General features: G+C 62.2%; 13 protein-coding genes. 4 read left to right on the top strand and 9 right to left on the bottom strand.

Annotation, left to right across the window (positions count from 1 at the left end):
• Positions 1-19: 19 nt before the first annotated feature.
• The 8 genes from FBY01_RS16405 to FBY01_RS16365 all read right to left on the bottom strand — a co-directional run bounded on the left by FBY01_RS16405 (position 20) and on the right by FBY01_RS16365 (position 9,363).
• Complete coding sequence (locus FBY01_RS16405; protein ID WP_010461229.1) at positions 20-304, bottom strand: pyrimidine/purine nucleoside phosphorylase; 285 nt, start codon at positions 302-304, stop codon at positions 20-22.
• 61 nt (positions 305-365) lie between these two features.
• Positions 366-914: an exonuclease domain-containing protein gene (locus FBY01_RS16400; RefSeq protein WP_145308611.1), complete on the bottom strand. Its 549-nt coding sequence runs from the start codon at positions 912-914 to the stop codon at positions 366-368.
• 71 nt (positions 915-985) lie between these two features.
• On the bottom strand, positions 986-2,947 hold the full coding sequence (locus FBY01_RS16395) for an acetyl/propionyl/methylcrotonyl-CoA carboxylase subunit alpha (protein ID WP_145308609.1): 1,962 nt from the start codon (positions 2,945-2,947) through the stop codon (positions 986-988).
• Positions 2,948-3,080: 133 nt separating this feature from the next.
• On the bottom strand, positions 3,081-3,878 hold the full coding sequence (locus tag FBY01_RS16385; RefSeq protein ID WP_010461220.1) for an enoyl-CoA hydratase/isomerase family protein: 798 nt from the start codon (positions 3,876-3,878) through the stop codon (positions 3,081-3,083).
• Positions 3,875-5,032, bottom strand: a complete 1,158-nt coding sequence (gene atuD / locus FBY01_RS16380; protein WP_010461218.1) for a citronellyl-CoA dehydrogenase — start codon at positions 5,030-5,032, stop codon at positions 3,875-3,877. The genes FBY01_RS16385 and atuD overlap by 4 nt, the downstream gene beginning before the upstream one ends.
• A gap of 26 nt (positions 5,033-5,058) precedes the next feature.
• The gene (gene atuC, locus FBY01_RS16375; protein WP_010461216.1) at positions 5,059-6,675 is read right to left on the bottom strand and encodes a geranyl-CoA carboxylase subunit beta; all 1,617 of its coding nucleotides are present in this window, start codon (positions 6,673-6,675) and stop codon (positions 5,059-5,061) included.
• 3 nt (positions 6,676-6,678) lie between these two features.
• Positions 6,679-7,548, bottom strand: coding sequence for an SDR family oxidoreductase (locus FBY01_RS16370; protein ID WP_145308607.1), 870 nt, complete (start codon positions 7,546-7,548; stop codon positions 6,679-6,681).
• Positions 7,549-7,560: 12 nt separating this feature from the next.
• A complete protein-coding gene (locus FBY01_RS16365; RefSeq protein WP_010461213.1) occupies positions 7,561-9,363 on the bottom strand; it encodes an acyclic terpene utilization AtuA family protein in 1,803 nt (600 codons plus the stop codon).
• A 178-nt stretch (positions 9,364-9,541) separates the two neighbouring features.
• On the opposite strand from FBY01_RS16365, the gene FBY01_RS16360 reads away from it, so the two are divergent.
• The 3 genes from FBY01_RS16360 (at position 9,542) to FBY01_RS16350 (ending at position 12,169) form a co-directional block, all read left to right on the top strand.
• A complete protein-coding gene (locus FBY01_RS16360) occupies positions 9,542-10,165 on the top strand; it encodes a TetR/AcrR family transcriptional regulator (protein WP_010461210.1) in 624 nt (207 codons plus the stop codon).
• A 95-nt stretch (positions 10,166-10,260) separates the two neighbouring features.
• A complete protein-coding gene (locus tag FBY01_RS16355; protein ID WP_174604246.1) occupies positions 10,261-11,055 on the top strand; it encodes an ABC transporter substrate-binding protein in 795 nt (264 codons plus the stop codon).
• 100 nt (positions 11,056-11,155) lie between these two features.
• A complete protein-coding gene (locus FBY01_RS16350; protein WP_145308605.1) occupies positions 11,156-12,169 on the top strand; it encodes a GNAT family N-acetyltransferase in 1,014 nt (337 codons plus the stop codon).
• 156 nt (positions 12,170-12,325) lie between these two features.
• Here the strand turns inward: FBY01_RS16350 and FBY01_RS16345 are convergent, their stop codons facing one another.
• Positions 12,326-12,874, bottom strand: a complete 549-nt coding sequence (locus FBY01_RS16345; RefSeq protein WP_010461205.1) for an RNA polymerase factor sigma-70 — start codon at positions 12,872-12,874, stop codon at positions 12,326-12,328.
• A 379-nt stretch (positions 12,875-13,253) separates the two neighbouring features.
• Between FBY01_RS16345 and FBY01_RS16340 the strand changes: the two genes are divergently transcribed.
• Positions 13,254-26,237 carry a non-ribosomal peptide synthetase gene (locus FBY01_RS16340; protein WP_145308604.1) on the top strand — a complete coding sequence of 4,328 codons (12,984 nt, stop codon included), beginning with the start codon at positions 13,254-13,256 and terminating at the stop codon, positions 26,235-26,237.
• Positions 26,238-26,317 lie beyond the last annotated feature (80 nt).

Here is a 26,317-nt window from a genome sequence, read left to right as displayed (position 1 = left end):
GTTGTGAAAACCCGGGGGTTTAGCCGCGGTATTCGCACAGGTAAGCGGTGTCGACGGCCACTTTCAGCTGGAACTTGCTGTTGGCGGGCACGTTGAACTGGCTGCCGGCGGCGAAGGTTTCCCAATCGGTGCTGTCAGGCAGTTTGACGGTGAGGGCACCGGTCACCACGTGCATGATTTCACGCTGGCTGGTGCCGAATTCGTATTCGCCCGGAGCCATGACGCCGATGGTCGCAGGACCTTCAGCGGTGCCAAAGGCGATCGACTTGACGGTGCCGTCGAAGTACTCGTTGACTTTAAACATGGGCGATTCCTCGAAAAGGGCTAAAAAGGGCCGGCCAGTATGCACAAGGCCATGAACGCCGTCACCTCTCTGGCGGGAGAACCTGCGGCAACAGGCGCGCCGTATTGCGCGCATCTTCCAGCGCCCGATGCTGTTGGCCATTGAACTGCATGCCCGCCAGTTGCAGCGCGCCGTTGAGCCCCAGCGGGCGTTCCAGGCGCCGGGCCTTGGCAAAGCGCTGTTTGAGATTCATGTGCGGCACTTTCTCAAGCACGCTGCACAGATGCAGTCGCTGCCATTCCTGAAGCAGTTGCTTGCGATCGTAATCGCCCCAACTGGCCCAGCCCTCCAGCTCCGATTGATGGCGCACGAGCCATTGCTCGAATGACGGCCAGACCTCACTCAGCGTCTGCGCTGCGTCGACGTTGGCCTGAGTGATGTGCGTCAGCTCCCGACAAAACGGCGTCAGCAAAGGCCGACGCAGTGGCTGAACGAAGCACTGGAAACAATCCACCTCGCGCCCTTTTCGGTCCACCAGGGTGGCACCGATTTCGATGATTTCCATTTCCGTAACTGGCCAGCCACCGTCATCGGTGGTGGCTTCCAGATCGATCACCAGCCAGTGAGGCATCGCAGGGTTCCTGGTATCCGCGTCCTGATAGGGCTTGAGCGTAGCCAAAGCCGGCGGATCCGCCTAGCGGCTTATTCGACCTCCAACAAAATTTGACGATTCTTGACCTGATCGCCGACTCGCACCTTCAAGCGTTTAAGCACGCCGTCGATCCCTGATTTGAGCGGGTGCTCCATTTTCATCGCTTCGAGCACCACCAGCAATTGACCTTTGCTGACCGGGCTGCCCTCGCTGACCAGTACGTCGACGATCGCCCCGTCCATGGGTGCCTTGAGGGTGCCGGAGCTGACACTGGCCTGGCTGCTGACCAAGGCTTGGGTCCGATCGGCCAGACGCAGGCTGCCGGGGCGGGTGAACAGCCAGAGTTGCCCGCCCGCGAGGCGGTAGGCATGGCGTTGGCGGATGCCGTCGATCATCAGGGTTGCCCAGTGCCCGTCGCACTGAATGACCTTTAATTCGAGGGTTCGGCTGCCGACTTGCAAGCGGTACGGTGAGTCAGGCGCTGCGTTCAGTTCCACCGGCCAGTCCTGATCCTCCAGGCCGATTCGAAGATGCAGGGGCACGCTGGCGTTGTTTCGCCAACCGGCCAGCGGGGCGCGGTGTGCCTGCGCCGAGGCGTGATAGAACAACGCCGCCGCAATGGCCAGTTCTTCGACGCTCGGCACCTTCGGATGCAGACAAGGATGGTCGGCGAAACAGCTCGGGATAAACCCGGTGCTGAACTCGCCGCTGATGAACTGCGGGTGTTGCAGCAGGCTGGCGAGCAAGCGCTGATTGCTTTGCACGCCCAGCAACACGCTGTCCTGCACCGCCCGCAGCAGCTTGCGCCGCGCTTCTTCACGGGTGGCTCCGTGGGCAATGATCTTGCCCAGCAGCGGATCGTAGAACGGGCTGATGTTCTGGCCTTCGATCAAACCGTGATCGATCCGCATACCGTCTTGCAACGCCAGCTCCCACGCCTCGATTCGCCCGGTTTGTGGCAAAAAGCCCTGGGCCGGATCTTCGGCGTACAAACGCACTTCCATGGCATGCCCGTTGAGCTGCACTTCTTCCTGGCTCAACGGCAGCGGCAGGCCCTCGGCGACGTGCAGCTGCCAGGCCACCAGATCAAGGCCGGTGATCAATTCGGTCACCGGGTGTTCCACTTGCAGCCGGGTGTTCATCTCCAGAAAGTAGAACTGCCCGCGCGCGTCCAGCAAAAACTCAACGGTGCCGGCGCCCACGTAATTCACCGCGCGCCCAGCCTTCAACGCCGCTTCGCCCATGGCCTGGCGCAACTCGGTGGTCATCACCGGGCAGGGTGCTTCTTCGATGACTTTCTGGTGGCGACGCTGGATCGAACAGTCGCGTTCGCCGAGGTAGATCAGGTTGCCGTGCTGGTCGCCGAACACCTGGATTTCGACATGGCGCGGATCGATCAGCGCTTGTTCGAGAATCAGTTCGTCGCTGCCGAACCCGTGCAGGGCTTCGGAGCGCGCGGTTCGCAGCTGTTCCAGCAAATCGTCGGCGCTGTGCACCAGACGCATGCCGCGTCCGCCGCCGCCGGCGCTGGCCTTGATCATCAGCGGATAGCCGATGCGTGCGGCTTCGCGGCTCAGGGTCGCATCGTCCTGTTCGGCGCTCTGATAGCCTTTGATGCAGGGCACGCCGGCCGCGAGCATGGCGAGTTTTGACAGGCGCTTGCTGCCCATCAATTCGATTGCTTCGGGGCTCGGGCCAATGAAGGTGATGCCGGCGTTTTGGCAGGCGAGGGCGAATTCGGCATTTTCCGAGAGGAAGCCGTAGCCGGGGTGGATCGCGTCGGCACCGCTGCGCCGGGCGGCGTCGATGATCGCCGGGATGTTCAGGTAGGACTGCTGCACCGGGGCCGGGCCGATGTTGACCGCTTCGTCGGCCATTTGGACGTGCAGGGCGTCGGCGTCGGCATCGCTGAATACGGCGACGGTGCGGTAGCCCAGGGCGTGGGCGGTGCGCTGGATGCGGCAGGCGATTTCACCGCGGTTGGCGATGAGGATTTTGCTGAGTCCGGGCATGGGTTGTTCCCTTGTTATTGCGGTGAATGTGATGGCCTCTTCGCAGGCAAGCCTCGCTCCTACAGGTACAGCGATTGCCGCGGGATTGGGCTCGGCACAAAACCTGTAGGCGCGAGGCTTGCCCGCGAAGCTTTTAGAGGGCCCACCCCGGTTTACGTTTTTGCACGAAGGCCATCGTCCCCTCGACCCCTTCAGCCCCGGTCACCGCTTCGCTGAACCACCCGGCGGCTTCATCCAGCAACGCGTCCGAAGGCTGCCCCGCACTCGCCAACAACAGTTTTTTGGTCGTGGCATTCGCCCCCGGCGCGCAGCACAACACATGGGCCAGAATTTCATCGAGGCGTTCGGCCAAGGCTTGCGCGTCATGCTCGACGAAATGCACCAAGCCCATGCGCCGTGCCTGGGTGCCATCGAAGCGTGCGGCCGTCAGTGCCAGTCGACGCGCCTGGGTCAAACCGATGCGCTGCACCACAAACGGCGCGATCTGCGCGGGCAACAGACCGAGACTGGTTTCCGGCAGACCGAACTGCGCCAGGTGATCGGCCAGCGCGACATCGCTGACGCAGGCCAGTCCCAATCCACCGCCAAGTACCGCGCCTTGCAGTACCGTGATGACCACTTGCGGCGCGTGTTGCACCTCTTGCAGCAGCGCGCCGAACGCTCGGTTCAAATCGCGATAGGCGTCCGGGCCTTGAGCCCGGGCATTGGCCATGTCCTTGATGTCCCCGCCGGCACAAAAATGCCCGCCGGCACCGCCGATCACCAGCGCACGAACGGCTCGATCGTCACGCACCGCGGCGAGCACCGCACGCAGTTCGGCAACCATCTGCAAGCTCATGGCGTTGCGGCTTTCCGGGCGGTTGAGGGTGATGTGCAGCACGCCGTTATGGGATTCGAGCAGCAAGGTCTGGCAAACCGGCAGGGCGCTCATTTCTTTTTCCCCGGCAGGATGCCCATCAGTTTGCAGATGATGCCCAGCATGATTTCGTCGGCCCCGCCGCCGATCGACACCAGTCGCACGTCACGGTAAGCGCGGGCCACCGGGTTGTCCCACATGAAGCCCATGCCCCCCCAATATTGCAGGCAGCTGTCGCTGACTTCGCGACCCAGGCGACCGGCCTTGAGTTTGGCCATCGACGCCAGGCGCGTGACGTCCTGGCCTTTGATGTACTGCTCGGTGGCCTGATAGACCAGTGCCCGCAAGCATTCGATTTCGGTTTGCAGTTCGGCCAGGCGAAAGTGAATGACCTGATTGTCGATCAGCGCGCTGCCGAAGGTTTTGCGCTCCTTGCAGTACTCGATGGTGCTGTCGACGCAGTATTCCAGGCCCTTGATCATGTTCGCCGCGCCGAACAGACGTTCTTCCTGGAATTGCAGCATCTGCATCATGAAGCCCGCGCCTTCATGGCCGATGCGGTTGCGCTGCGGCACGCGCACGTTTTCGAAAAACACCTGGGCGGTTTCCGAACTGCGCATGCCGAGCTTGTCCAGGTGCGAACTGAGGCTGATGCCTGGGGTGTTCATCGGCACCATGATCAGCGATTTGTTGACGTGCGGTTTGTCGTCGGAGGTGTTGGCGAGCAGGCAAATGAAGTCGGCGCTCGGCGAGTTGGTGATCCACATTTTGCTGCCGTTGATCACGTAGTCGTCGCCGTCCTTGCGGGCGCTGGTTTTCAATCCGGCGACGTCGGAACCGGCACCGACTTCGGAGACGCCAATGCAACCGACCTGTTCACCGGTAATCGCGGGACGGAGGAATTCTTCGCGCAATTCATCGGAGCCGAAGCGGGCGAGGGCGGGCGTGCACATGTCGGTCTGCACGCCAATGGACATCGGAATCCCGCCACAATGAATCGTGCCGAACTCTTCGGCCGCCACGATCGAATAGCTGTAGTCGAGTCCCATCCCACCGAATTTTTCCGGTTTGGAAATCCCCAGCAAGCCGAGGTCGCCGGCCTTGCGGAAAATCTCGTGGATGGGAAAGCGCCCGGCCTTTTCCCATTCTTCGACGTGGGGATTGATCTCGTGATCGACGAATTGGCGGACCGTGCGACGCAGTGCTTCGTGTTCCTGGGTGAAGATCATTTTTATTGTTCTCCTGTGATCCGCGATCAGAATCTCGCGACGCCAAAACTGTTGGTTTGCAGTGGCCGCACTTCGGCCTCATGACAGATGTCCAGCAAGTAACCGAGCAAGGTCCGGGTATCCCGCGGGTCGATCAGCCCGTCGTCCCACAGGTTGGCGCTGCCATACAGCGCGGTGGACTGGCTGTCGAGTTTCTGCGCGGTCACCTGTTCCAGCATGTCGAGCATTTTGGGGTCCGGCACCAGGCCGTCCTTGAGTTGTTTGGCCTCGGTGACGATGCGCAGCACCTTGCCGGCCTGGGCACCACCCATGACGGCGGTGCGGCTGTTGGGCCAGGCGAAGATGAAACGCGGGTCGAGGCCGCGGCCGCACATCGCGTAGTTGCCGGCGCCGTAGGAGCCGCCGACGACGATGGTCAGTTTAGGCACCCGGGCGTTGGCCACCGCTTGAATCATCTTCGCGCCGTGCTTGATCACGCCTTGCTGTTCCGACTCGGTGCCGACCATGAACCCGGTGGTGTTGTGGAAAAACAGCAGCGGCGTCCGGCTCTGGTCACACAGCTGAATGAATTGCGCCGCCTTGCTCGCCCCCTTGGGCGTGATCGGGCCGTTGTTGCCGATGAATCCGCAGGCGCGGCCCTGAATGTGCAAATGGCCGCAGAGGGTCTGCTGATCGAACTCACCCTTGAACTCGAGGAAGCTCGAACCGTCGGCAATCCGCGCGATGATTTCGCGCACGTCATAGGGCTTTTTCGGATCGTCGGGAATCAGCCCGAGCAACTCGTCGATCGGGTAGAGCGGGTCTTCCCAATACCGGGCGGGCGCTACCGGCAGCCGTGAATTCCACGACAGCAGACTGACAATCTCGCGCACCTGGCGCACGCCATCGGCATCGTTCTCGGCCAGGTATTCGGCGGTGCCGGCGGTTTGTGCGTGCATCTCGGCGCCGCCCAGTTCTTCATCGGTGGCGACTTCCCCTGTGGCGGCCTTGAGCAGCGGCGGGCCGGCCAGAAACAGCTTCGCCTTGCCGCGCACCACCACCACATAATCCGAGAGCCCCGGCTGATAAGCTCCGCCCGCTGTGGCCGAGCCGTGGACCACGGTAATCTGCGGCAGCCCCATGGCCGACATCCGCGCCTGATTGGCAAAGCTGCGCGCGCCTTCGACGAAAATCTCCGCCGCGTAATTGAGATTGGCGCCGCCGCTCTCGGCGAGGGTGATCACCGGCAGTTTGTTTTCCATGGCGATCTGTTGCAGACGCAGGGACTTTTTCAGACCGCTGGGGGAAATGGTCCCGCCCTTGATCGCACTGTTATTCGCCACCACCAGCACCCGCACGCCGGACACGTAGCCGATCCCGGCGATCAAGCCGCCGCCGGCCGAGCTGCCGTCCTTGTCGTCGTGCAGTTTGTAGCCGGCCAGGCTCGCCAGTTCGAGGAACGGCGCACCAGGGTCGAGCAGCAGATTGAGGCGTTCACGGGGCAGCAACTGGCCGCGTTTGTCGAATTTGGGCTTGGCTTCGGCCGCCTTGTTCAGCAGGTTTTGTTCGAGCTGGCGGACCTGCTCGATGCCGACCAGCATGGCCGTGCGGTTCTGGGCGAACTGTTCGCTGAACGGGTCTACCTGGGACTGGATCACCGGCATGGTTTATTCCTTGTCCTTGAGCACATCAGGAAGGTAGGCGCGGTGAAAACCGTTGTACGACTCACTGTTCGTCGCCTTGTGAATCGGCCACGCCCGACCGCCGAGACTCGCGGCGCCGTCGATGCGCAGCGTACTGCCGCTGATGAACGCGGCGGCTGGGCTGAGCAGGAAAACAATCGCCGCGCTGACTTCGGATTCCGTGCCGATGCGCTTGAGCGGCACATGCTCGCGCAAGGTTGGAATCACCGCTTTGAACGCACCTTCGTAAGTGTCCATACCGCTCGATGCCACCCAACCCGGCGCCACCGCGTTGACCCGTACCCCGGCATAACCCCATTCGAAGGCGGCAGTCTTGGTGAGGTTGTCCATGCCCGAGCGCGCTGCGCCCGAGTGGCCCATGCCGGGCATGCCGCCCCACATGTCGGCGAGCATGTTGACGATGGCGCCGCCGTGTTTGCTCATGGATTGGTTGAACACTTCCCGGGCCATCAGGAAACCGCCCACCAGGTTGGTGCGCATCACGGTTTCGAAACCCTTCTGATTGATCGAGGCCAGCGGCGACGGGTATTGGCCACCGGCATTGTTGACCAAACCGTGGATTGGGCCGTACTGGCGGATCAACTCGCTGACCAGATGCCTGACCGCTTCTTCTTCACGAATGTCGCAGGTGGCCCAGTCCGCCTTGCCGCCGTCTTCGGCAATCTCGGCGGCGACGTTTTTCAACTTGTCGGCCTTGCGCCCGATCAGCAGCACATGGGCGCCAAGTGCCGCCAGCTCATGGGCGGTGCACCGACCGATGCCGCTGCCGCCACCGGTGACGATGATGGTTTGGCCTGCAAACAAACCGGCTTTGAAAATCGAATCGTAGGCCATGGCGACCGTCCTCTAGTTGACCTGGTCGGCGATGCCCTGGGGCACCGGAATCTGGATGTCCAGCAACTGCTGGGCGAAGGCTTTGCCTTGCGGATCGATTCGCAGGCTGGCCACGCCACCGCCGCCGAGGGCGTTCTCCAGGAGAAAATTGAAACTGTGGGTGCCGGGCAAATACCAACGCTCGACACGTCCGTGGATCGGGTCAAGGACATGGCTCATCCAGTCGACCATCACCTCAGGCGTCAGGGCTTCGGCGATCCATGGCAGATACTCGGCTTCCCGGGCCATGACGCCGATGTTGCTGTGATTACCCTTGTCGCCGGAGCGCGCGACGGCGAGTTTGATCAGGGCCACGCTGGCATCGGCGCGGCCTGTGGGTTGCGGCGGGTCGAACGGAACGGGCAAGTCATCCGGGTCGAGCACATCGACGGCGGGCAGGGCGCACGGGTGGCGTTGGCCCTGTAGATCAATTTCCAGCGTGCAGGCGGTTTTGTCGATGAGGAACGAGAACAGCCGGATCAGCGGATACACCGTCGGCCGTCCACCGACAATCCCGGTCAGTCCCGGCGCCATGCCGGTGGCGGCCTGGGCGATTTCCCGGGAGAACACGATCAATGCCTGTTTGTTCGGATGGCGCACCGCGAGTTTGATCACCACTTCGCGGCTGTCCTGGCGTTGGCCGTGGGCACCGTAAGTGGCCTCGCTGCCCAGGAGTTCGATGTTCACTTCGCTGTAGGGCGCCCAGCCGCGCTGGCTGAAGATCTCCGAGGTCTTGTTGATGATCGCCTGGCCGACCCGTTCGGCCTTGGCCACGGCATCGATCCCGGCGATCAGGCAACTGGCGGTGCAGCGGAAACCGTCCGGGTAAGTCGCGCTGACCTTGTATTGATCGGTAGGCGGCAAGCCTTTGGCGCCATGCACCTGAACTGCGTTTTTACCTTGTTGCACGAGTTTGACCTGGGTGAAATCGCAGACCACGTCAGGCAGCAGGTAGGCCTGGGGGTTGCCGATTTCATAGAGCATTTGTTCGCCGACGGTCAACGGCGTGACCAGGCCGCCTGAGCCCTCGGGTTTGCTGACGATGAACTGGCTGTCGGCGCTGACTTCGACGATGGGGAAGCCAATGTGTTCGTAATCGGGCACATCGCGCCAATCGGTGAAATTGCCGCCGGTGCACTGGGCGCCACATTCGATGATGTGCCCGGCCAATGCGGCCTGGGCCAGTTTGTCGTAGTCATGCCAGGACCAGCCGAATTCATGGACCAGCGCGGCACTGACGACCGCGCTGTCGACGACGCGTCCGGTAATGACGATGTCGGCACCCAATCGAAGGGCTTCGACAATGCCCGGTGCGCCGAGGTAGGCGTTGGTCGAGACGCACATCGGCGGCAAGGGCGCGCCGCTGAACATTTCATGCAGGCCACGGCTGCTCAGCTGTTTGAACTGCGGTTGCAGGTCGTCGCCCAGCAACACGGCAATTTTCAGTGCCACCCCGGCCTTGTCACATGCCGCTTGCAAGGCAGCGGCGCAGGCCTGTGGATTGACCCCGCCGGCATTGCTGATGACGCGGATGTGTTGTTCGGCGAGTTGCCCAAGCAATGGACTGAGGACTTCGATGAAGTCGCCCGCATAGCCCGCCTGCGGATCTTTCATCCGTGCGCCGGCCATGATCGACATCGTGATTTCTGCCAAATAGTCGAAGACCAGATAGTCCAGACGCCCACCGTGCACCAGTTGCGCAGCAGCGGTTGAGGTATCGCCCCAGAACGCGCTGGCGCATCCGATGCGAATCGTTTCTGGCGCAGTCCTTTCCATAACCACCTCCGATAGAAGTGTATCGAGACTACCAAGCAAGCGCTTGGTTTGTAAACGACTGAAATATCTTCTGCCCGAGCGCTTGCTTGGTTGTCGTCGCCAGCTTAAATTGCCCGCGCAACCCCGCTGTTTTAGCGGCGGGCGGCGCATTTGATTGATCGACTGTAGGAGAGAATGGGTGGACGAGCAAAAAGCCCTGGGGGTCATGCGCGAATTGGTCGACAGCGGCCAATTGACCGACCCCGACAGCGCCCGCGGCAAACTGCTGCAAGTGGCGGCTCACCTGTTCCGTAACAAAGGGTATGAACGCACCACGGTGCGCGATCTGGCTGGCGCCGTGGGCATTCAGTCGGGCAGCATTTTTCATCACTTCAAAAGCAAGGACGAGATCCTGCGCGCGGTGATGGAAGAGACCATCCGCTACAACACGGCGTTGATGCACGCCGCCCTGGCCGAGGCCGGCAATGTACGCGAGCGGGTGCTGGCGCTGATTCGCTGCGAATTGCAGTCGATCATGGGCGGCAGCGGCGAGGCCATGGCGGTGTTGGTGTACGAATGGCGTTCGCTGTCCGAAGACGGTCAGGCGCAGGTGCTGGCGCTGCGCGATATTTACGAAGCGCTTTGGCTGCAGGTGTTGGGTGAAGCCAAGGACGCCGGTTTTATCCGCGGCGATGTGTTCATCACGCGTCGTTTTCTGACGGGGGCGTTGTCCTGGACCACCACCTGGTTTCGTGCCGGCGGCAGCATGAGCCTCGATCAATTGGCCGATGAAGCATTGATTCTTGTGCTCGAAGAGAAGTAATAAGGTGTCATGAGCCAGCAGGAAACTGGCTAAGTGGCCGAAACCGCCTAGCTTGAATGCATTGATGGGTATTTTTTGGGGAGTGGGTTGTTTTGATGTCTTCGCCAATTAGGACGGCCACGCGGCTTTTGCTGGCGTCGCTCGCGGCGGTTTGGGTATTGCCGTCCCAGGCTGCACAACTGGTGCGTGTCGGTGCCGCACATTTCCCGCCTTATACCGTGCGCCCGGAATCCGGTGCCGACACTGGCCTGCTGCCGCAATTGGTAGAAGCCTTGAATCAATCGCAGAGCGACTATCAGTTCGTCCTGGTGCCGACTTCGATTCCTCGGCGATTCGGTGATTTCAAGCAAGGTCGGGTCGACATGGCCATTTTCGAGAACCCGGACTGGGGCTGGAAGGACATTCCCCACACCAGCGTCGACATGGGGCTTGAAGACGCCGAGATTTTCGTCGCGCAACGTGAGCCCGAGCGCCAGCAAAGTTATTTTGCCGACCTCACCGGCAAGCGTCTGGCGCTGTTCAGCGGCTATCACTACGAGTTCGCCAACTTCAATGCCGACCCGAAATTCCTCGCGCAGAACTACGACGCCACGCTGACCTATTCCCATGACAGCAACCTGCTGATGGTGCTGCGCGGGAGGGCAGACATTGCCTTGGTGACGCGTTCCTACCTGAGCGATTACCTGCTGCGCAACGAGCTTGTGGCCGATCAGCTGCTGGTGTCGCAGCGCGTCGATCAGGTGTATCACCACTACGCGATCCTGCGTCCGTCCGCGCCCATCAGCGGCGAGGCGTTCGGCAAGTTGCTGCAAGGGTTGCGGGACAATGGGCAGATGCTGAAGATTTTCGATCCATACAAGATTGCGGTGGTGGCGGTGCCCAAGCCCTGAATGACACCGCCGGTCGCGCCAGTTCGCGACTTCACTTAAATTTCCTGCCCCGGCTCACGTCACAGGGTTGAACTGTCGACGATTATCGTGAGCCCGACCCATGCCCAATCTGAATGACCTGACTGCCCTGGCCTTGCCCAACGGAAGCTGTCTTGTAGCTGATGAAACCCAGAGTCGCCTGCACCTCAGCCTGGAAGGGCAGCCGCTGATCGAGCTGCGCCTGACCCGCGAGCCCGATGTGCAGGTGCAGGTCGAAAAGCGTTTCGACACGCCTGAAAGTCAGGCGCTCTGGGCCACCTGCTATTGGCTGTTTGCCCGTGATCCGGCGTGCCAGCACCTGACGTTTCAACTGCAGCAATCGCCTGCCGACGCCTTGGCGAGCGGTTTGCTGATTCCCACCGACACCGCCGGCCAATACCGTTGCGAACGCACGCTGTTCTGGCAGTTGCCCCAGCCGTGGCTCAGCCAGGCGCAGGCCGACACTTATCCGCAGCAAATGGTCATCAGTGGCGCCAAGCGTCATCCGCTGCGCCCGCTAAAACCACGCGGTGAAGTCTATCGGCGCTTCGATGCGCGGCTCGGTGGCTGGATTTCCCTGCGCACGCTGGATATCGATCTGGACCTGGGGCGTTTCAATCGCTGGCAGAACAGCCCGCGGGTCGCGAGTTTCTGGCAGGAAGAGGGCAGCCTCGAGCAGCACCGCGAGTACCTGAGCAAACTCGAAGCCGATCCTCACACCCTGACCCTGATCGGTTGTTTCGATGATCAGCCGTTTGCCTATTTCGAAGCCTACTGGGCCAAGGAAGATCGCATCGCGCCGTTCTATGACACCGGCGATTACGACCGTGGTATCCACATGCTGGTGGGTGAAGAAAATCACCGTGGCCCGCACAAGGTGGCGAGCTGGTTATCGGCGTTGACGCACTACCTGTTTCTCGACGATCCGCGCACCCAGCGAGTCGTCGCCGAGCCTCGCGCCGACAACGGGAAGATGATCAAGTACATGCAGGACCAGGGTTACCACTGTGAGAAGGAGTTCGACTTTCCGCACAAGCGCGCGGCGTTGATGATGCTGGGGCGGGAGCGGTTTTTTGCTCGGTGCAAGTTGGCGTGATGCTGATGGCTCAAGGTCTGCACTGACCTTGAGTGCCCCATCGCGAGCAGGCTCGCCCCCACATTGAATCTCCAGTGAACACACAATCGGTGAACACCAAAGATCCAATGTAGGAGTGAGCCTGCTCGCGATCGGGGTCACCGCAAATTTGAGCTTTTAGCGACGGGCAAAGGTATCCACACGATTGCCCGACACCTTGCGGCAGTGCACCAGCGCATCGCGAATCATGAAGTTCACCAGGGTCGGCGAGACGCCGAGTTCCTTGGCGATGTCCTTTTGCGGCACGCCGTGCAGGCGGTACATCTCGAAGGCGTAACGGGTACGGCTGGGCAGCTCCGTCAGCGCATCGGCGATGTTTTCCAGGGTCGAGAAATTGATGTGCGAGGTTTCCGGCGAAGCGCCCTGAATCACCACGTTCAGACCTTCCTCTTCCGGCCCGGAGTATTTCTGCTCCAGCGCCTGCTTGCGATAGTGGTCGATCGCCAGGTTGCGCACGATCTGGAACAGATAACTGAGCTGAGCCTTGAAGGATGACGTGATTTGCGGCGCCGATTGCAGCCGGAAAAACGCATCCTGGACCACGTCTTCAGCACGCGACCGGCAACCGGTAATCCGCGCTGCAATCTTGACCAGAATCAGTCGGTTGTCGACAAAGGCCTGAAGTAGCGGTGAATCGCACCTGCTTGTGGATACTTGTTCCGTCATGGAAATCACCTTGCTGCCAATAGGTTGGTGGGGCGGCGGGGGGGTGGCCGTCCTACACATCGAGCGACAAATTATGCTGAATGATAATGATTGTCAATTGAGAAAGAGAACTAATGATCCTCAACGGTGCAGAGTGAGAACTGCGACACGCTGTCGCACTCGCGTGCAGCAGTTGGTTCCGTTGACGATCGACCCTGCCGACTAATTATTTCAAGACGTCATCCGTTCTCATTGGTGAAAGGTGCTGGGTAAATCCCGGCCAAAACCGCACTCCCAATGCTTTGCGCAGTCGGCGAAGACCGCGTCCTGCATGCCCTTTAGTGGGCGTGACGTAAGAAAACCGATTCCATTTGCAAGCCGAATTCAGGCAGGAAACCTCATGACCGACGCGTTCGAACTCCCAAGCAATCTGGTCCAAGCCCTCCAGCGCCGAGCGGCCCTGACGCCGGATCGGGTGGCCTTGCGTTTTCTCGCCGAAACCCCGGAGCAGGCCGTGGTCCTCAGTTATCGCGAGCTGGATCAGCGGGCGCGAACCATTGCCGGTGCGTTGCAGGCCGAGGCTGAGTTCGGCGATCGCGCCGTGCTGTTGTTTCCGAGCGGCCCGGATTACGTCGCGGCGTTTTTTGGTTGCCTGTACGCCGGGGTGATCGCGGTGCCGGCTTATCCGCCGGAGTCGGCTAAACGTCATCACCAGGAACGTTTGCTGTCGATCATCAACGATGCCGAGCCGCGCCTGCTGCTGACCAGCGCCGGCCTGCGCGACGCCTTGCTGCAGATTGAAGGTGCGCCGCCGCTGCTGTGCGTCGACACCCTCGACGGTGCCTTGGCCGCCAGCTGGGTCGCGCCGAACCTGGCCGGCGACCACATCGCCTTTCTGCAATACACCTCCGGTTCCACCGCGTTGCCCAAAGGCGTGCAAGTCAGCCACGGCAACCTGGTGGCCAATGAACTGCTGATCCGTCATGGCTTCGGTATCGATCTGAACCCGGATGACGTGATCGTCAGCTGGCTGCCGCTGTACCACGACATGGGCCTGATCGGCGGTCTGTTGCAGCCGATTTTCAGCGGCGTACCGTGTGTGTTGATGTCACCGGCGTACTTCCTCGGCCGGCCGTTGCGCTGGCTGGAAGCGATCAGCGAATACGGCGGCACCATCAGCGGCGGCCCGGATTTCGCCTATCGCCTGTGCAGCGAGCGCGTCAGTGAGTCGGCGCTGGAACGCCTCGACCTGAGCGGCTGGCGCGTCGCGTATTCCGGCTCCGAACCGATTCGTCTCGACACCCTGGATCGTTTCGGCGAAAAGTTCGCGGTGTGCGGTTTCACCACTGACAGTTTCATGGCGTCCTACGGGTTGGCCGAAGCCACCTTGTTTGTCGCCGGAACCCCGCGCGGTCGGGGCATCGGCAACCTGCGCGTGGACGATCAAGCCCTGGCCCAAAACCGCGCAGAGCCTGGCGAGGGCAGCGCGATCATGAGTTGCGGCATCAGTCAGCCGGATCACGCGGTGTTGATTGTCGACCCGGTCGCGCTCAACGAACTCACCGACAACGCCGTCGGCGAAGTGTGGGCTGCCGGGCCTAGCATCGCCCATGGCTACTGGCGCAACCCCGAGGCCAGCGCCAAGACCTTCGTCCAGCACAACGACCGGACCTGGCTGCGCACGGGCGACCTGGGTTTCATGCGTGACGGTGAACTGTTCATCACCGGGCGCCTGAAAGACATGCTGATCGTTCGCGGTCACAACCTGTATCCGCAAGACATCGAACAGACCGTCGAACGCGAAGTGGAAGTGGTGCGCAAAGGCCGTGTCGCGGCCTTCGCGGTCACTGTCGATGGCCAGGAAGGCATCGGCATCGCCGCGGAAATCAGCCGCAGCGTGCAGAAAATCCTCCCGCCCGACGCGTTGATCAAAGCCATCCGCCAAGCGGTGGCCGAGGCGTATCAGCAAGCGCCGAGCGTGGTGGTGCTGCTCAATCCGGGCGCATTGCCCAAAACCTCCAGCGGCAAACTGCAACGTTCGGCCTGCCGCAATCGTCTGAAGGACGGCAGTCTCGACAGCTATGCGCTGTTCCCTTCAGCGGACGTTCAGGGCGAATCCGGCACAGCGTCGGGTTCCGAACTGCAAGCCTTGATCGGCCAGATCTGGAGTGAGCAACTGCAGGTCAAACAGGTTAACGCCGACGATCACTTCTTCCTGCTCGGCGGCAATTCCATCGCCGCCACTCAAGTGGTTGCTCGACTGCGTGAAACACTCGGACTGGAGCTGAACCTGCGCCTGCTGTTCGAAGCGCCAACCCTCGGCGCCTTCACTGCCGATGTCGCTCAGCTGCAACAGGACGGCGGCCTGGCCCAAGGCGTGATTACTCCGCTGTCGCGTCACGAACCGATGCCACAGTCTCTGGCGCAAAACCGCCTCTGGATTACCTGGCAACTCGATCCGCACAGCAGCGCCTACAACATTCCCGGAGCCTTGCGCCTGCGTGGCGAGCTGGACGAAAACGCCTTGCGCGCCAGTTTCCAGCAACTGATCGAACGTCATGAATCCTTGCGCACACGCTTCTTCGAACGGGACGGCGTGGCGCTCCAGCAGGTCGATGCGGCGGGCGAATTCAACCTGCAATTGATCGACATCAGCGAACTGCCCGCCGAGGAGCGCGAAGCCCGCGCGCTGCACATCCGTGAGGACGAAGCCCGCACCCAGTTCGATCTGGAGAAAGGCCCGCTGCTGTGGGTGACGCTGGTGCGCCTCGACGACGATGACCATCAACTGCTGGTGACGATGCATCACATCATTGCCGATGGCTGGTCGCTGAACGTGCTGATCGACGAGTTCTCGCGCCTGTACGCCGCGGCTTCCCAGGGACAAAAGGCCACGCTTCCCGCATTGCCAACCCAATACGCCGATTACGGCAGCTGGCAGCGTCAATGGCTGGCGCAAGGGGAGGGCGAGCGTCAACTCGCCTACTGGAAAACGCAGTTGGGCGAAGAGCATCCAACGCTGAACCTGGCCACCGATCATCCGCGCTCGGCGCAGCACGTTCACAGTGCTGCCCGCCACTCGATAAAGCTCGCCGCGACCCTGAGCGATGCCATTCGCCAGACCGCCCAGGCGCATGAGTCGACGCCGTTCATGCTGTTGCTCGCCGCCTTCCAGAGCCTGTTGCACCGCTACAGCGGCCAGCGCGACATCCGCATCGGCGTGCCGAATGCCAACCGCCCGCGCCTGGAAACCCAAGGGCTGATCGGCTTCTTCATCAACACCCAGGTGCTGCGTGCCGACGTGGATTCGCGCCTGCCATTCGTTGAGCTGCTGGCGCAAACCCGCCAGGCCGCGCTGGGGGCGCAAGCGCATCAGGATCTGCCGTTCGAACAACTGCTCGAAGCGTTCCCGCAAGCGCGCGAACAAGGCTTGTTCCGGGTGATGTTCAACCACCAGCAACGGGACTTGAACGCGCTGCGCCGCCTGCCGGGATTGCTCGCCGAAGAACTGCCGTGGCACAGCCGCGAAGCCAAGTTCGACCTGCAACTGCACAGCGAAGAAGACCAGAAGGGTCGCTTGAGCCTGTCCTTCGACTACGCCAGCGAGCTGTTCGACGCGACGACCATCGAGCGCCTGGCCGAGCATTTCAGCCACCTGCTGCGAGCCATTTGCGAGCAACCGTCCACCGCCATCGGCGACCTGCCACTGCTGAGCGCAAGCGAACACGACCAACAATCGTCCTGGAGCGCCGCGCCGTGCACACCGGCCAGCCAATGGTTGCCGGAACGGCTCAACGAGCAAGCGCGCCAGACCCCGGAACGCACCGCGCTGATATGGGACGGCGGCAGCCTCGATTTCGCCGAACTGCACACCCAGGCCAACCGCCTGGCCCATTACCTGCGCGACAAAGGCGTCGGCCCGGACGTCTGCGTGGCCATCGCCGCCGAGCGTTCGCCGCAGTTGCTGATCGGCCTGCTGGCGATCATCAAGGCTGGTGGTGCCTACGTGCCGCTGGACCCGGATTACCCGGCCGAGCGCCTGGCCTACATGCTCAGCGACAGCGGCGTGGAGTTGCTGCTGACCCAGACCCAATTGCTCGAACGCCTGCCGGCCACCGATGGCGTCAGCTTCATCGCCATGGATGCGCTGCATCTGGAGAACTGGCCAAGCCAGGCGCCGGGCCTGCACCTTCACGGCGACAACCTCGCCTACGTGATTTACACCTCCGGTTCCACCGGTCAACCCAAGGGCGTCGGCAACACCCACGCGGCGCTCGCCGAGCGCCTGCAATGGATGCAGAACACCTACGGTTTGAACGACACCGACGTGCTGATGCAAAAAGCCCCGATCAGTTTCGACGTGTCGGTGTGGGAGTGCTTCTGGCCGCTGATCACCGGCGCCCGCTTGCTGATTGCCGGCCCCGGCGAGCACCGCGATCCGCATCGCATCGCGCAGCTGGTTCAGCAATACGGCGTGACCACGCTGCACTTCGTGCCGCCACTGCTTTCGTTGTTCATCGACGAGCCGCTGACCGCCGAATGCACCAGCCTGCGCCGGGTCTTCTCCGGTGGCGAAGCCTTACCCGCCGAGCTGCGCAACCGCGTGCTGGAACAACTGCCGGCCGTGCGATTGCACAACCGCTACGGCCCGACCGAAACCGCAATCAACGTCACCCATTGGCACTGCGTCCGCGCCGATGGCGAGCGCTCGCCGATTGGCCGTCCGTTGGGCAACGTGGTGTGCCGCGTGCTCGACAGCGACCTCAACCCGGTGCCGGCCGGGGTGCCGGGTGAGCTGTGCATCAGCGGCATCGGCCTTGCTCGGGGTTATCTGGGCCGTCCGGGGCTGACCGCTGAACGTTTTGTCGTCGATCCACTGGGCGAGCAGGGCGCGCGTCTGTACCGCACCGGCGACCGTGCGCGCTGGACGGCGGATGGGGTGATCGAATACCTCGGTCGCCTCGACCAGCAGGTCAAACTGCGCGGCTTCCGTGTCGAGCCTGAAGAAATCGAAGCGCGCTTGCTGGCCCAGGAAGGCGTCGCCCAAGCCGTGGTGCTGGTGCGCGAAACGGCCGCCGGTGGCCAATTGATCGGTTACTACACCGCCACCGATTCCATTGAACAGGTTGATGTTCAAACCGCACGCCTGAAAGCCGCACTGGCGGCTGAGCTGCCGGAATACATGGTCCCGGCCCAGCTGATGCGCCTGGACGAAATGCCCCTGAGCCCGAGCGGCAAACTCGACCGTCGTGCCTTGCCCGAACCGCAATGGCAAGTGCGCGAACACGTCGAGCCGGTCACAGCGCTTGAGCAGCAAATCGCCGGCATCTGGCGCGAAGTGCTCGGCCTTGCGCAGATCGGCCTGCGTGATGATTTCTTCGCCCTCGGCGGTCATTCGTTGCTGGCCACGCAAATCATTTCCCGCACCCGTCAGGCCTGCGACATTGAGTTGCCGCTGCGGGCACTGTTCGAAAACAGTGAGCTGGGCGCGTTTGCCGAACAGGTGCAACTGATCCAGGCCAGCGGCAAGACCAACCAGCAACCGCCCATCGAGAACGTCGACCGCCGCCAACCGGTGCCGCTCTCTTATTCCCAGCAACGCATGTGGTTTCTCTGGCAAATGGAGCCGGACAGCCCGGCCTATAACGTCGGCGGCATGGCACGGTTGCGCGGTGTACTCGATGTCGGGCGTTTCGAAGCGGCGTTGCAAGCGCTGATCATGCGTCACGAAACCCTGCGCACCACGTTCCCGAGCATCGACGGCGTGGCCCGCCAACAGGTGCATGCGCAAACCGGCATGCGCATGGACTGGAAGGACTTCTCGGCGCTGGAGGCCGACAGCCGTGAGCAACGGGTGCAGCAACTGGCTGACGACGAGGCACATAAACCGTTCGATCTGGAAACCGGTCCGCTGCTGCGCGCCTGTCTGGTCAAGACCGCCGAGCACAAACACTATCTGGTGCTGACTTTGCACCACATCGTCACCGAAGGCTGGGCGATGGACATCTTTGCCCGGGAACTGAGCGCGCTGTACGAAGCGTTCGTCGATGACCGCGAATCGCCGTTGGCACCGCTGCCAGTGCAGTACCTGGATTACAGCGTCTGGCAGCGCCAGTGGCTGGAATCCGGCGAGCGCCAGCGCCAGCTCGACTACTGGACCGCGCAACTGGGCCGCGAACATCCGCTGCTGGAATTGCCCGCCGACCGTCCACGTCCGCCGGTGCAAAGCCATCAGGGCGAACTGTTCCGTTTCGACCTGAGCGATGACCTCGCCGCACGGGTACGCGCCTTCAACGCGCAAAACGGCCTGACCCTGTTCATGACCATGACAGCCGCACTGGCCGTGCTGCTTTATCGCTACAGCGGCCAAAACGACCTGCGCATCGGCGCGCCGGTGGCCAACCGGATTCGCCCGGAAAGCGAAGGACTGATCGGGGCGTTCCTCAACACCCAAGTGCTGCGTTGCCAGCTCGACGGGCAGATGTCCGTCGGTGAATTGTTCGAGCAGGTGCGCCACACGGTGATCGAAGGCCAGTCCCATCAGGACTTGCCATTCGATCACTTGGTCGAGGCCTTGCAGCCACCGCGCAGTGCCGCGTACAACCCGCTATTCCAGGTGATGTGCAACGTGCAACGCTGGGAATTCCAGCAAAGCCGCACCCTGGCCGGCATGACCGTCGAGTACCTGGCCAACGATGCCCGGGCGACCAAGTTCGACCTCAACCTGGAAGTCACCGACCTCGATCATCGACTGGGTTGCTGCCTGACTTACAGCACCGATTTGTTCGATGAACCGCGCATTGCACGCATGGCCGGGCACTGGCGCAATCTGCTGGAAGCGCTGCTGAGCGATCCGCAACAGCGACTCTGCGAGTTGCCGTTGCTCGAAGCCACGGAACAGCAAAAGCTGTTGGACAGCCTTGGCGTCGAACCGGGCGAGCATCGCCTCGATCAATGCATCCATCACCTGTTCAGCGAGCAAGCCCTCGCCCGCAAAGACGCACCGGCGTTGACGTTTGCAGGTGAAACCCTGAGCTACGCCGAACTCGACAGCCGCGCCAATCGCCTGGCCTGGATGCTTCGCGAACGCGGTGTCGGCCCGCAGGTTCGCGTCGGCCTGGCGCTTGAGCGTTCGCTGGAAATGGTCGTCGGGTTGCTGGCGATCCTCAAGGCCGGCGGCGCTTATGTGCCGCTGGACCCGGAATACCCGCTCGATCGCCTGCATTACATGATCGAGGACAGCGGCATCGGTTTGCTGCTCAGCGATGCGGCGATGTTCGACGCGCTCGGCGAATTGCCGGCCAGCGTCGGCCGTTGGTGCCTCGAAGAGGACGCCGCCGCGTTGGCCCATTACCCGGCCACCGAACTGCCCTTTATCAGCCTGCCGCAACATCAGGCGTACCTGATTTACACCTCGGGTTCGACCGGCAAACCGAAAGGTGTGGTGGTGTCCCACGGTGAAATCGCCATGCATTGCCAAGCGGTCATTGAGCGCTTCGGCATGCGCCCGGACGATTGCGAACTGCATTTTTATTCGATCAACTTCGACGCTGCGACCGAGCGTTTGCTGGTGCCGTTGTTGAGTGGGGCGCACGTTGTCCTGCGCGCCCAAGGCCAATGGGACGCGGAAGACATCTGCGGGCTCATTCGTCGCCACCACATCAACATCCTCGGCTTCACCCCAAGCTACGGCAGCCAATTGGCGCAGTGGCTGGCGACCCAGGGCGAAATCCTCCCGGTGCGCATGTGCATCACCGGCGGCGAAGCCCTGACCGGTGAACACCTGACGCGAATCCGTGCGGCGTTCAAACCAAGCCTGTTTTTCAACGCCTACGGCCCGACCGAAACCGTGGTCATGCCATTGGCCAGTCTCGCACCCGAACAGCTGGAAGAAGGCTTGGCCAGCGTGCCGATCGGCAGCGTGATCGGCGCGCGGGTCGCCTACATCCTCGATGCCGACCTGGCCTTGGTACCGCAAGGCGCGACCGGTGAGTTGTTCGTCGGTGGCGCCGGTCTGGCGCAGGGTTATCACCAGCGACCGGGCATGACCGCCGAACGGTTTGTGTCGGACCCATTCGCCGCCGATGGCGGACGTCTGTACCGCACCGGCGACCTGGTGCGCCAGCGTGCCGATGGCCTGGTGGAGTATCTGGGGCGCATCGACCATCAAGTGAAGATTCGCGGCTTCCGCATCGAGTTGGGTGAGATCGAAACCCGTCTGCTGGAGCATGAGTCGATCCGCGAAGCCGTGGTCCTGGCCCTCGACGCGCCGAGCGGCAAACAGCTGGTCGGCTATCTGGTGACCGAGGTCGCCGAGCAGGACGAAACGCAACAAGCGGCATTGCGTGAAGCGCTGAAGCATCACCTCAAATCGCAACTGCCGGATTACATGGTGCCGACGCACCTCATCCTGCTGGCCAGCATGCCGCTGACCACCAATGGCAAACTCGACCGCCGCGCCTTGCCAGCGCCGGACCCGGAACTCAACCGTCAACACTACGTGGCGCCAAGCAACGAGCTAGAGCTGACCTTGACCGGCATCTGGTGCGAGGTGCTGAACGTCGAGCAAGTGGGCCTTAACGACAACTTCTTCGAACTGGGCGGCGATTCGATTCTGTCAATCCAGGTGGTCAGTCGTGCGCGGCAGCAGGGCATTCATTTCAGTCCGCGTGACCTGTTCCAGCACCAGACCGTGCAAACCCTGGCCGCCGTGGCCACCCGCACCGAGCAGGTCACCGCCGAGCAAGGCCTGCTCAGCGGTGAGTCGCGTCTGACGCCGATTCAGCACTGGTTCTTCGACACGGACATTCCCGAGCGTCAGCACTGGAACCAGGCATTGCTGCTGGAGCCGACCGTCGCGCTGGAACCCCATCGTCTGGAGCAAGCGCTGCTGGCGGTAATCGAACAGCACGATGCCTTGCGGTTGCGTTTCAGCCAGACCGACACGCAATGGCGCGCCGAGCATCAGGCGATTTCCAACGTGCCGGTGCTATGGCAAGTTCGAGTTTCGTCCATGGACAAATGCGCCGCGCTGTTCGCCGATGCCCAGCGCAGCCTCGACCTCGAACAGGGGCCGCTGATGCGCGTGTTGCTGGTCGATGGTCCCGAGGGCGTACAACGGCTGTTCATCGCCATTCACCACTTGGTGGTGGACGGCGTTTCGTGGCGGGTGCTGCTCGACGATCTGCAAACCGTTTACCGTCAACTGGACGCCGGGCAGTCGGTCAAACTGCCGGCGAAAACCAGCGCCCTCAAGGATTGGTCCGCCCGTTTGCAGGCCTATGCCGGCAGCGAATCCCTGCGTGAAGAACTGAGCTGGTGGCAGTCGCAACTGACCGGGCCGAACGCCGAATTGCCCTGTAATCGTCCTGAGGGCGGGCGGCAGAACCGGCATGCGCAAACCGTCAGCGTGCGCCTCGATGCCGAGCGTACTCGCCAGTTGCTGCAACAGGCGCCGAGTGCCTATCGCACGCACGTCAACGACCTGCTGCTGACCGCGTTGGCTCGGGTGCTGTGCAATTGGAGCGGAGAGGAATCGGCGCTGATTCAGCTTGAAGGCCACGGCCGCGAAACCCTGTTTGACGAGATCGACCTGACCCGCACCGTCGGCTGGTTCACCAGCGCTTATACGTTACGCCTTATGCCGGCGGACGGGCAGGGCGCCTCGATCAAGGCGATCAAGGAACAACTGCGTGCCGTGCCGCACAAAGGCCTGGGTTATGGCGTGCTGCGTTATCTGGCCGATGATCTGAGTCGTCAGACCCTGGCCGCGTTGCCGGTGGCGCCGATCACCTTCAACTACCTCGGTCAGTTCGACCAGAGCTTCGGCGCGGACGCCTTGTTCCGTCCGCTGGACGAGCCCGTCGGCGCGGCCCACGATCCGCACGCGCCGCTGCCCAATGAACTGAGCGTCGACAGTCAGGTGTATGGCGGTGAACTGGTGCTGCGCTGGACCTTCAGCGCCGAACGCCACGATCCGCAAGCCATCACCGACCTGGCCAACGCTTATCTTGGCGAACTGCAAAGCCTGATCGAACATTGCCTGCGCGACGATGCGGGAGGCCTGACGCCGTCGGACTTCCCGTTGGCGAAACTGACCCAGCCGCAAATCGACGCGTTGCCAATCCCGGCCGCCGTCATCGAAGACGTCTACCCGCTGACCCCGATGCAGGAAGGCATGCTGCTGCACACCTTGCTGGAACCGGGCACCGGCCTCTACTACATGCAGGACCGCTACCGCATCAACAGCGAACTCGACCCGCAACGTTTCGCCCAGGCCTGGCAAGCGGTGATCGCCCGCCACGAAGCCCTGCGCGCATCGTTCTGCTGGAACGTTGGCGAAGACATGCTGCAAGTGATCCACAAACCCGGCAGCACGCCGATCGAGATCCTCGACTGGACGCAAATTGCCGAAGCCGAGCAAGAGCCGAAACTGCAAGCGCTGCTCAAAAGCGAGCGTGAAGCCGGGTTCGATCTGCTCAATCAGGCACCTTTCCACCTGCGCTTGATCAAGGTCGGCGCGGCGCGTTACTGGTTCATTATGAGCAACCACCACATCCTGATTGATGCCTGGTGCCGCTCGCTGCTGATGAACGATTTCTTCGAAATCTACCCCGCCCTCGGCGAAGACCGGGAAGCGCAACTGACCGTGCCCCCGCGTTATCGCGACTACATTGGCTGGCTGCAACGCCAGAGCCTGGCCGAGGCGCGGCAGTGGTGGAAAACCAATCTGCAAGGTTTCGAACGGACCACGCCGATCCCGAGCGACCGGCCGTTCCTGCGTGAGCATGCCGGTGAAAGCGGCGGCATGATCGTCGGTGACCGCTACACAAGGCTTGATGCTAGCGACGGTGCGCAACTGCGCGAACTGGCGCAGGCGCATCAACTGACCATCAACACCTTTGCGCAAGCGGCGTGGGCCTTGGTGCTACGACGTTTGAGCGGTGATCGTGACGTGCTGTTCGGCGTCACGGTGGCCGGGCGTCCGGTGGACATGCCGCAGATGCAGCGCACCGTCGGGCTGTTCATCAACAGCATTGCGCTGCGGGTGACAATGCCCGAGGACGATCAGCGTTGCAGTGTGCGCCAGTGGTTGAGTGGTTTGCTCGACAGCAACATGCAACTGCGTGAGTACGAATACCTGCCGCTGGTGAGCATTCAGGAAAACAGCGAACTGCCCAAGGGCCAACCGCTGTTCGACAGCCTGTTCGTGTTCGAAAACGCTCCGGTGGAAGTCTCGGTGCTGGACCGTGCACAGAGCCTCAACGCCACGTCCGATTCGGGCCGCACCCACACCAACTTCCCGCTGACGGCGGTCTGCTATCCGGGGGATGACCTGGGGCTGCACCTGTCTTACGACCAGCGTTATTTCGACGAATCGACCGTCGAGCGCATGCTCGGCGAGTTCAAGCGATTGTTGCTGGCGCTGGTCGAAGGCTTCCATGGCGACATGGCCGATCTGCCGTTGCTGGGCGACGAGGAACAGGATTTCCTGATCCACGGCTGCAACCAGAGCGAGCACGATTACCCGCTGGAACAAAGCTATGTCGCGTTGTTCGAAGCGCAGGTCGCTCGGCATCCGCAGCGGATTGCCGCCAGTTGCCTGGATCAGCAACACAGTTATGTCGAACTGAACCGGCGCAGCAACCGCCTCGGTCATGCGTTGATCGCGGCCGGGGTCGGGCTGGATCAACCGGTGGCATTGCTGGCTGAACGTAACCTCGATCTGCTCGGCATGATCATCGGCAGCTTCAAGGCGGGCGCGGGTTATCTGCCGCTGGACCCGGGGCTGCCGAGTCAGCGTCTGAGCCGGATCATCGACCTGAGCCGCACGCCATTGCTGGTCTGCACGCAAACCTGTCGTGAACAGGCGGTCGCGCTGCTGGAGGCGTTCAGTTGCGACAACCGGCCGAAATTACTGGTCTGGGAAGAGGTGCAGGCGAGCGATGTATCGGTGGCGAATCCGGGTGTTTACAGTGGCCCGGATAACCTCGCCTATGTGATCTACACCTCCGGCTCCACCGGTTTGCCCAAAGGCGTGATGGTCGAACAGCGCGGCATGCTCAACAACCAGTTGAGCAAGGTGCCGTACCTGAATCTCAGCGAGGTTGATGTGATCGCCCAGACCGCTTCGCAAAGCTTCGACATTTCGGTCTGGCAGTTCCTCGCCGCACCGCTGTTCGGGGCGCGGGTGGACATTGTGCCGAACACCATCGCCCATGACCCGCAAGGGTTACTGGCGCATGTGTCGGCCCAGGGCATTACGGTACTGGAAAGCGTACCGTCGCTGATTCAGGGCATGCTCGCCCAGGAACGCATGAGCCTCGACGGCCTGCGCTGGATGCTGCCGACCGGTGAAGCGATGCCGCCGGAACTGGCGCATCAATGGCTGCTGCGCTACCCGGAGATCGGGCTAGTGAATGCCTATGGCCCGGCGGAATGCTCGGACGACGTGGCGTTCTTCCGCGTTGACATGGCCTCGACCCGTGGCAGTTACCTGCCCATCGGTACGCCGACCGACAACAACCGTTTGTACCTGCTCGATGGTGCGCTGGACCTGGTGCCGTTGGGTGCGGCGGGCGAGTTGTGCGTCACCGGCACCGGGGTCGGGCGTGGTTACGTCAGCGACCCGTTGCGCACCGCCCTGGTATTTGTACCGAACCCGTTTGGCGCGCCGGGGGATCGTCTGTATCGCACCGGCGACTTGGCCCGACGTCGCAGTGACGGCGTGCTGGAATACGTTGGGCGTATCGACCATCAAGTGAAGATTCGCGGTTACCGCATCGAACTGGGTGAAATCGAAGCACGCCTGCATGAGCAACCGGAAGTGCGCGAAGCGGCGGTCGGTGTGCAGGAAGGCGTGAACGGCAAGCATCTGGTCGGCTATTTGGTCGCGGCGGATGCTTTGATCAAGCCAACGGAGCGACTCGAACGCATCAAGCAACGCCTGCGTACCGAACTCCCGGAATACATGGTGCCGCTGCACTGGTTGTGGCTGGAGCGGATGCCGCTCAATGCCAACGGCAAACTCGACCGCAAGGCGCTGCCGGCGCTGGAGATCGGCCAGTTGCAGAGCCAGGATTACCAGGCGCCGCGCACCGAGCTGGAGCAGACCCTGGCGAATATCTGGGCGGAGGTGCTGAAGGTCGAGAAGGTCGGCGCGCAGGACAACTTCTTCGAACTGGGCGGGCATTCGTTGCTGGCGACGCAGATTGCTTCGCGGGTGCAGAAAGCCTTGCAACGGGATGTGCCGTTGCGGGCGATGTTCGAGTGCAGCACGGTGGAGGAGTTGGCCGAGTACATCGACGGGTTGGCGGCGAGTGACATCACCGAGGAGAAGGTGGATCGCCTCAATGACTTGATGGCGGAGTTGGAGGGGCTTTGATTTTCTAGCGTCTGTGCGGGCCTCTTCGCGGGCAAGCCTCGCGCCTACAGGATTTGTGTCGTTCGCAATTTTTATGATCG

The sequence above is a fragment of the Pseudomonas sp. SJZ077 genome (assembly GCF_007993905.1).
Lineage (GTDB): Bacteria > Pseudomonadota > Gammaproteobacteria > Pseudomonadales > Pseudomonadaceae > Aquipseudomonas > Aquipseudomonas mandelii.
Note: the sequence above shows the minus strand (reverse complement) of the source record. Positions and strands in the feature narration are given on the sequence as shown.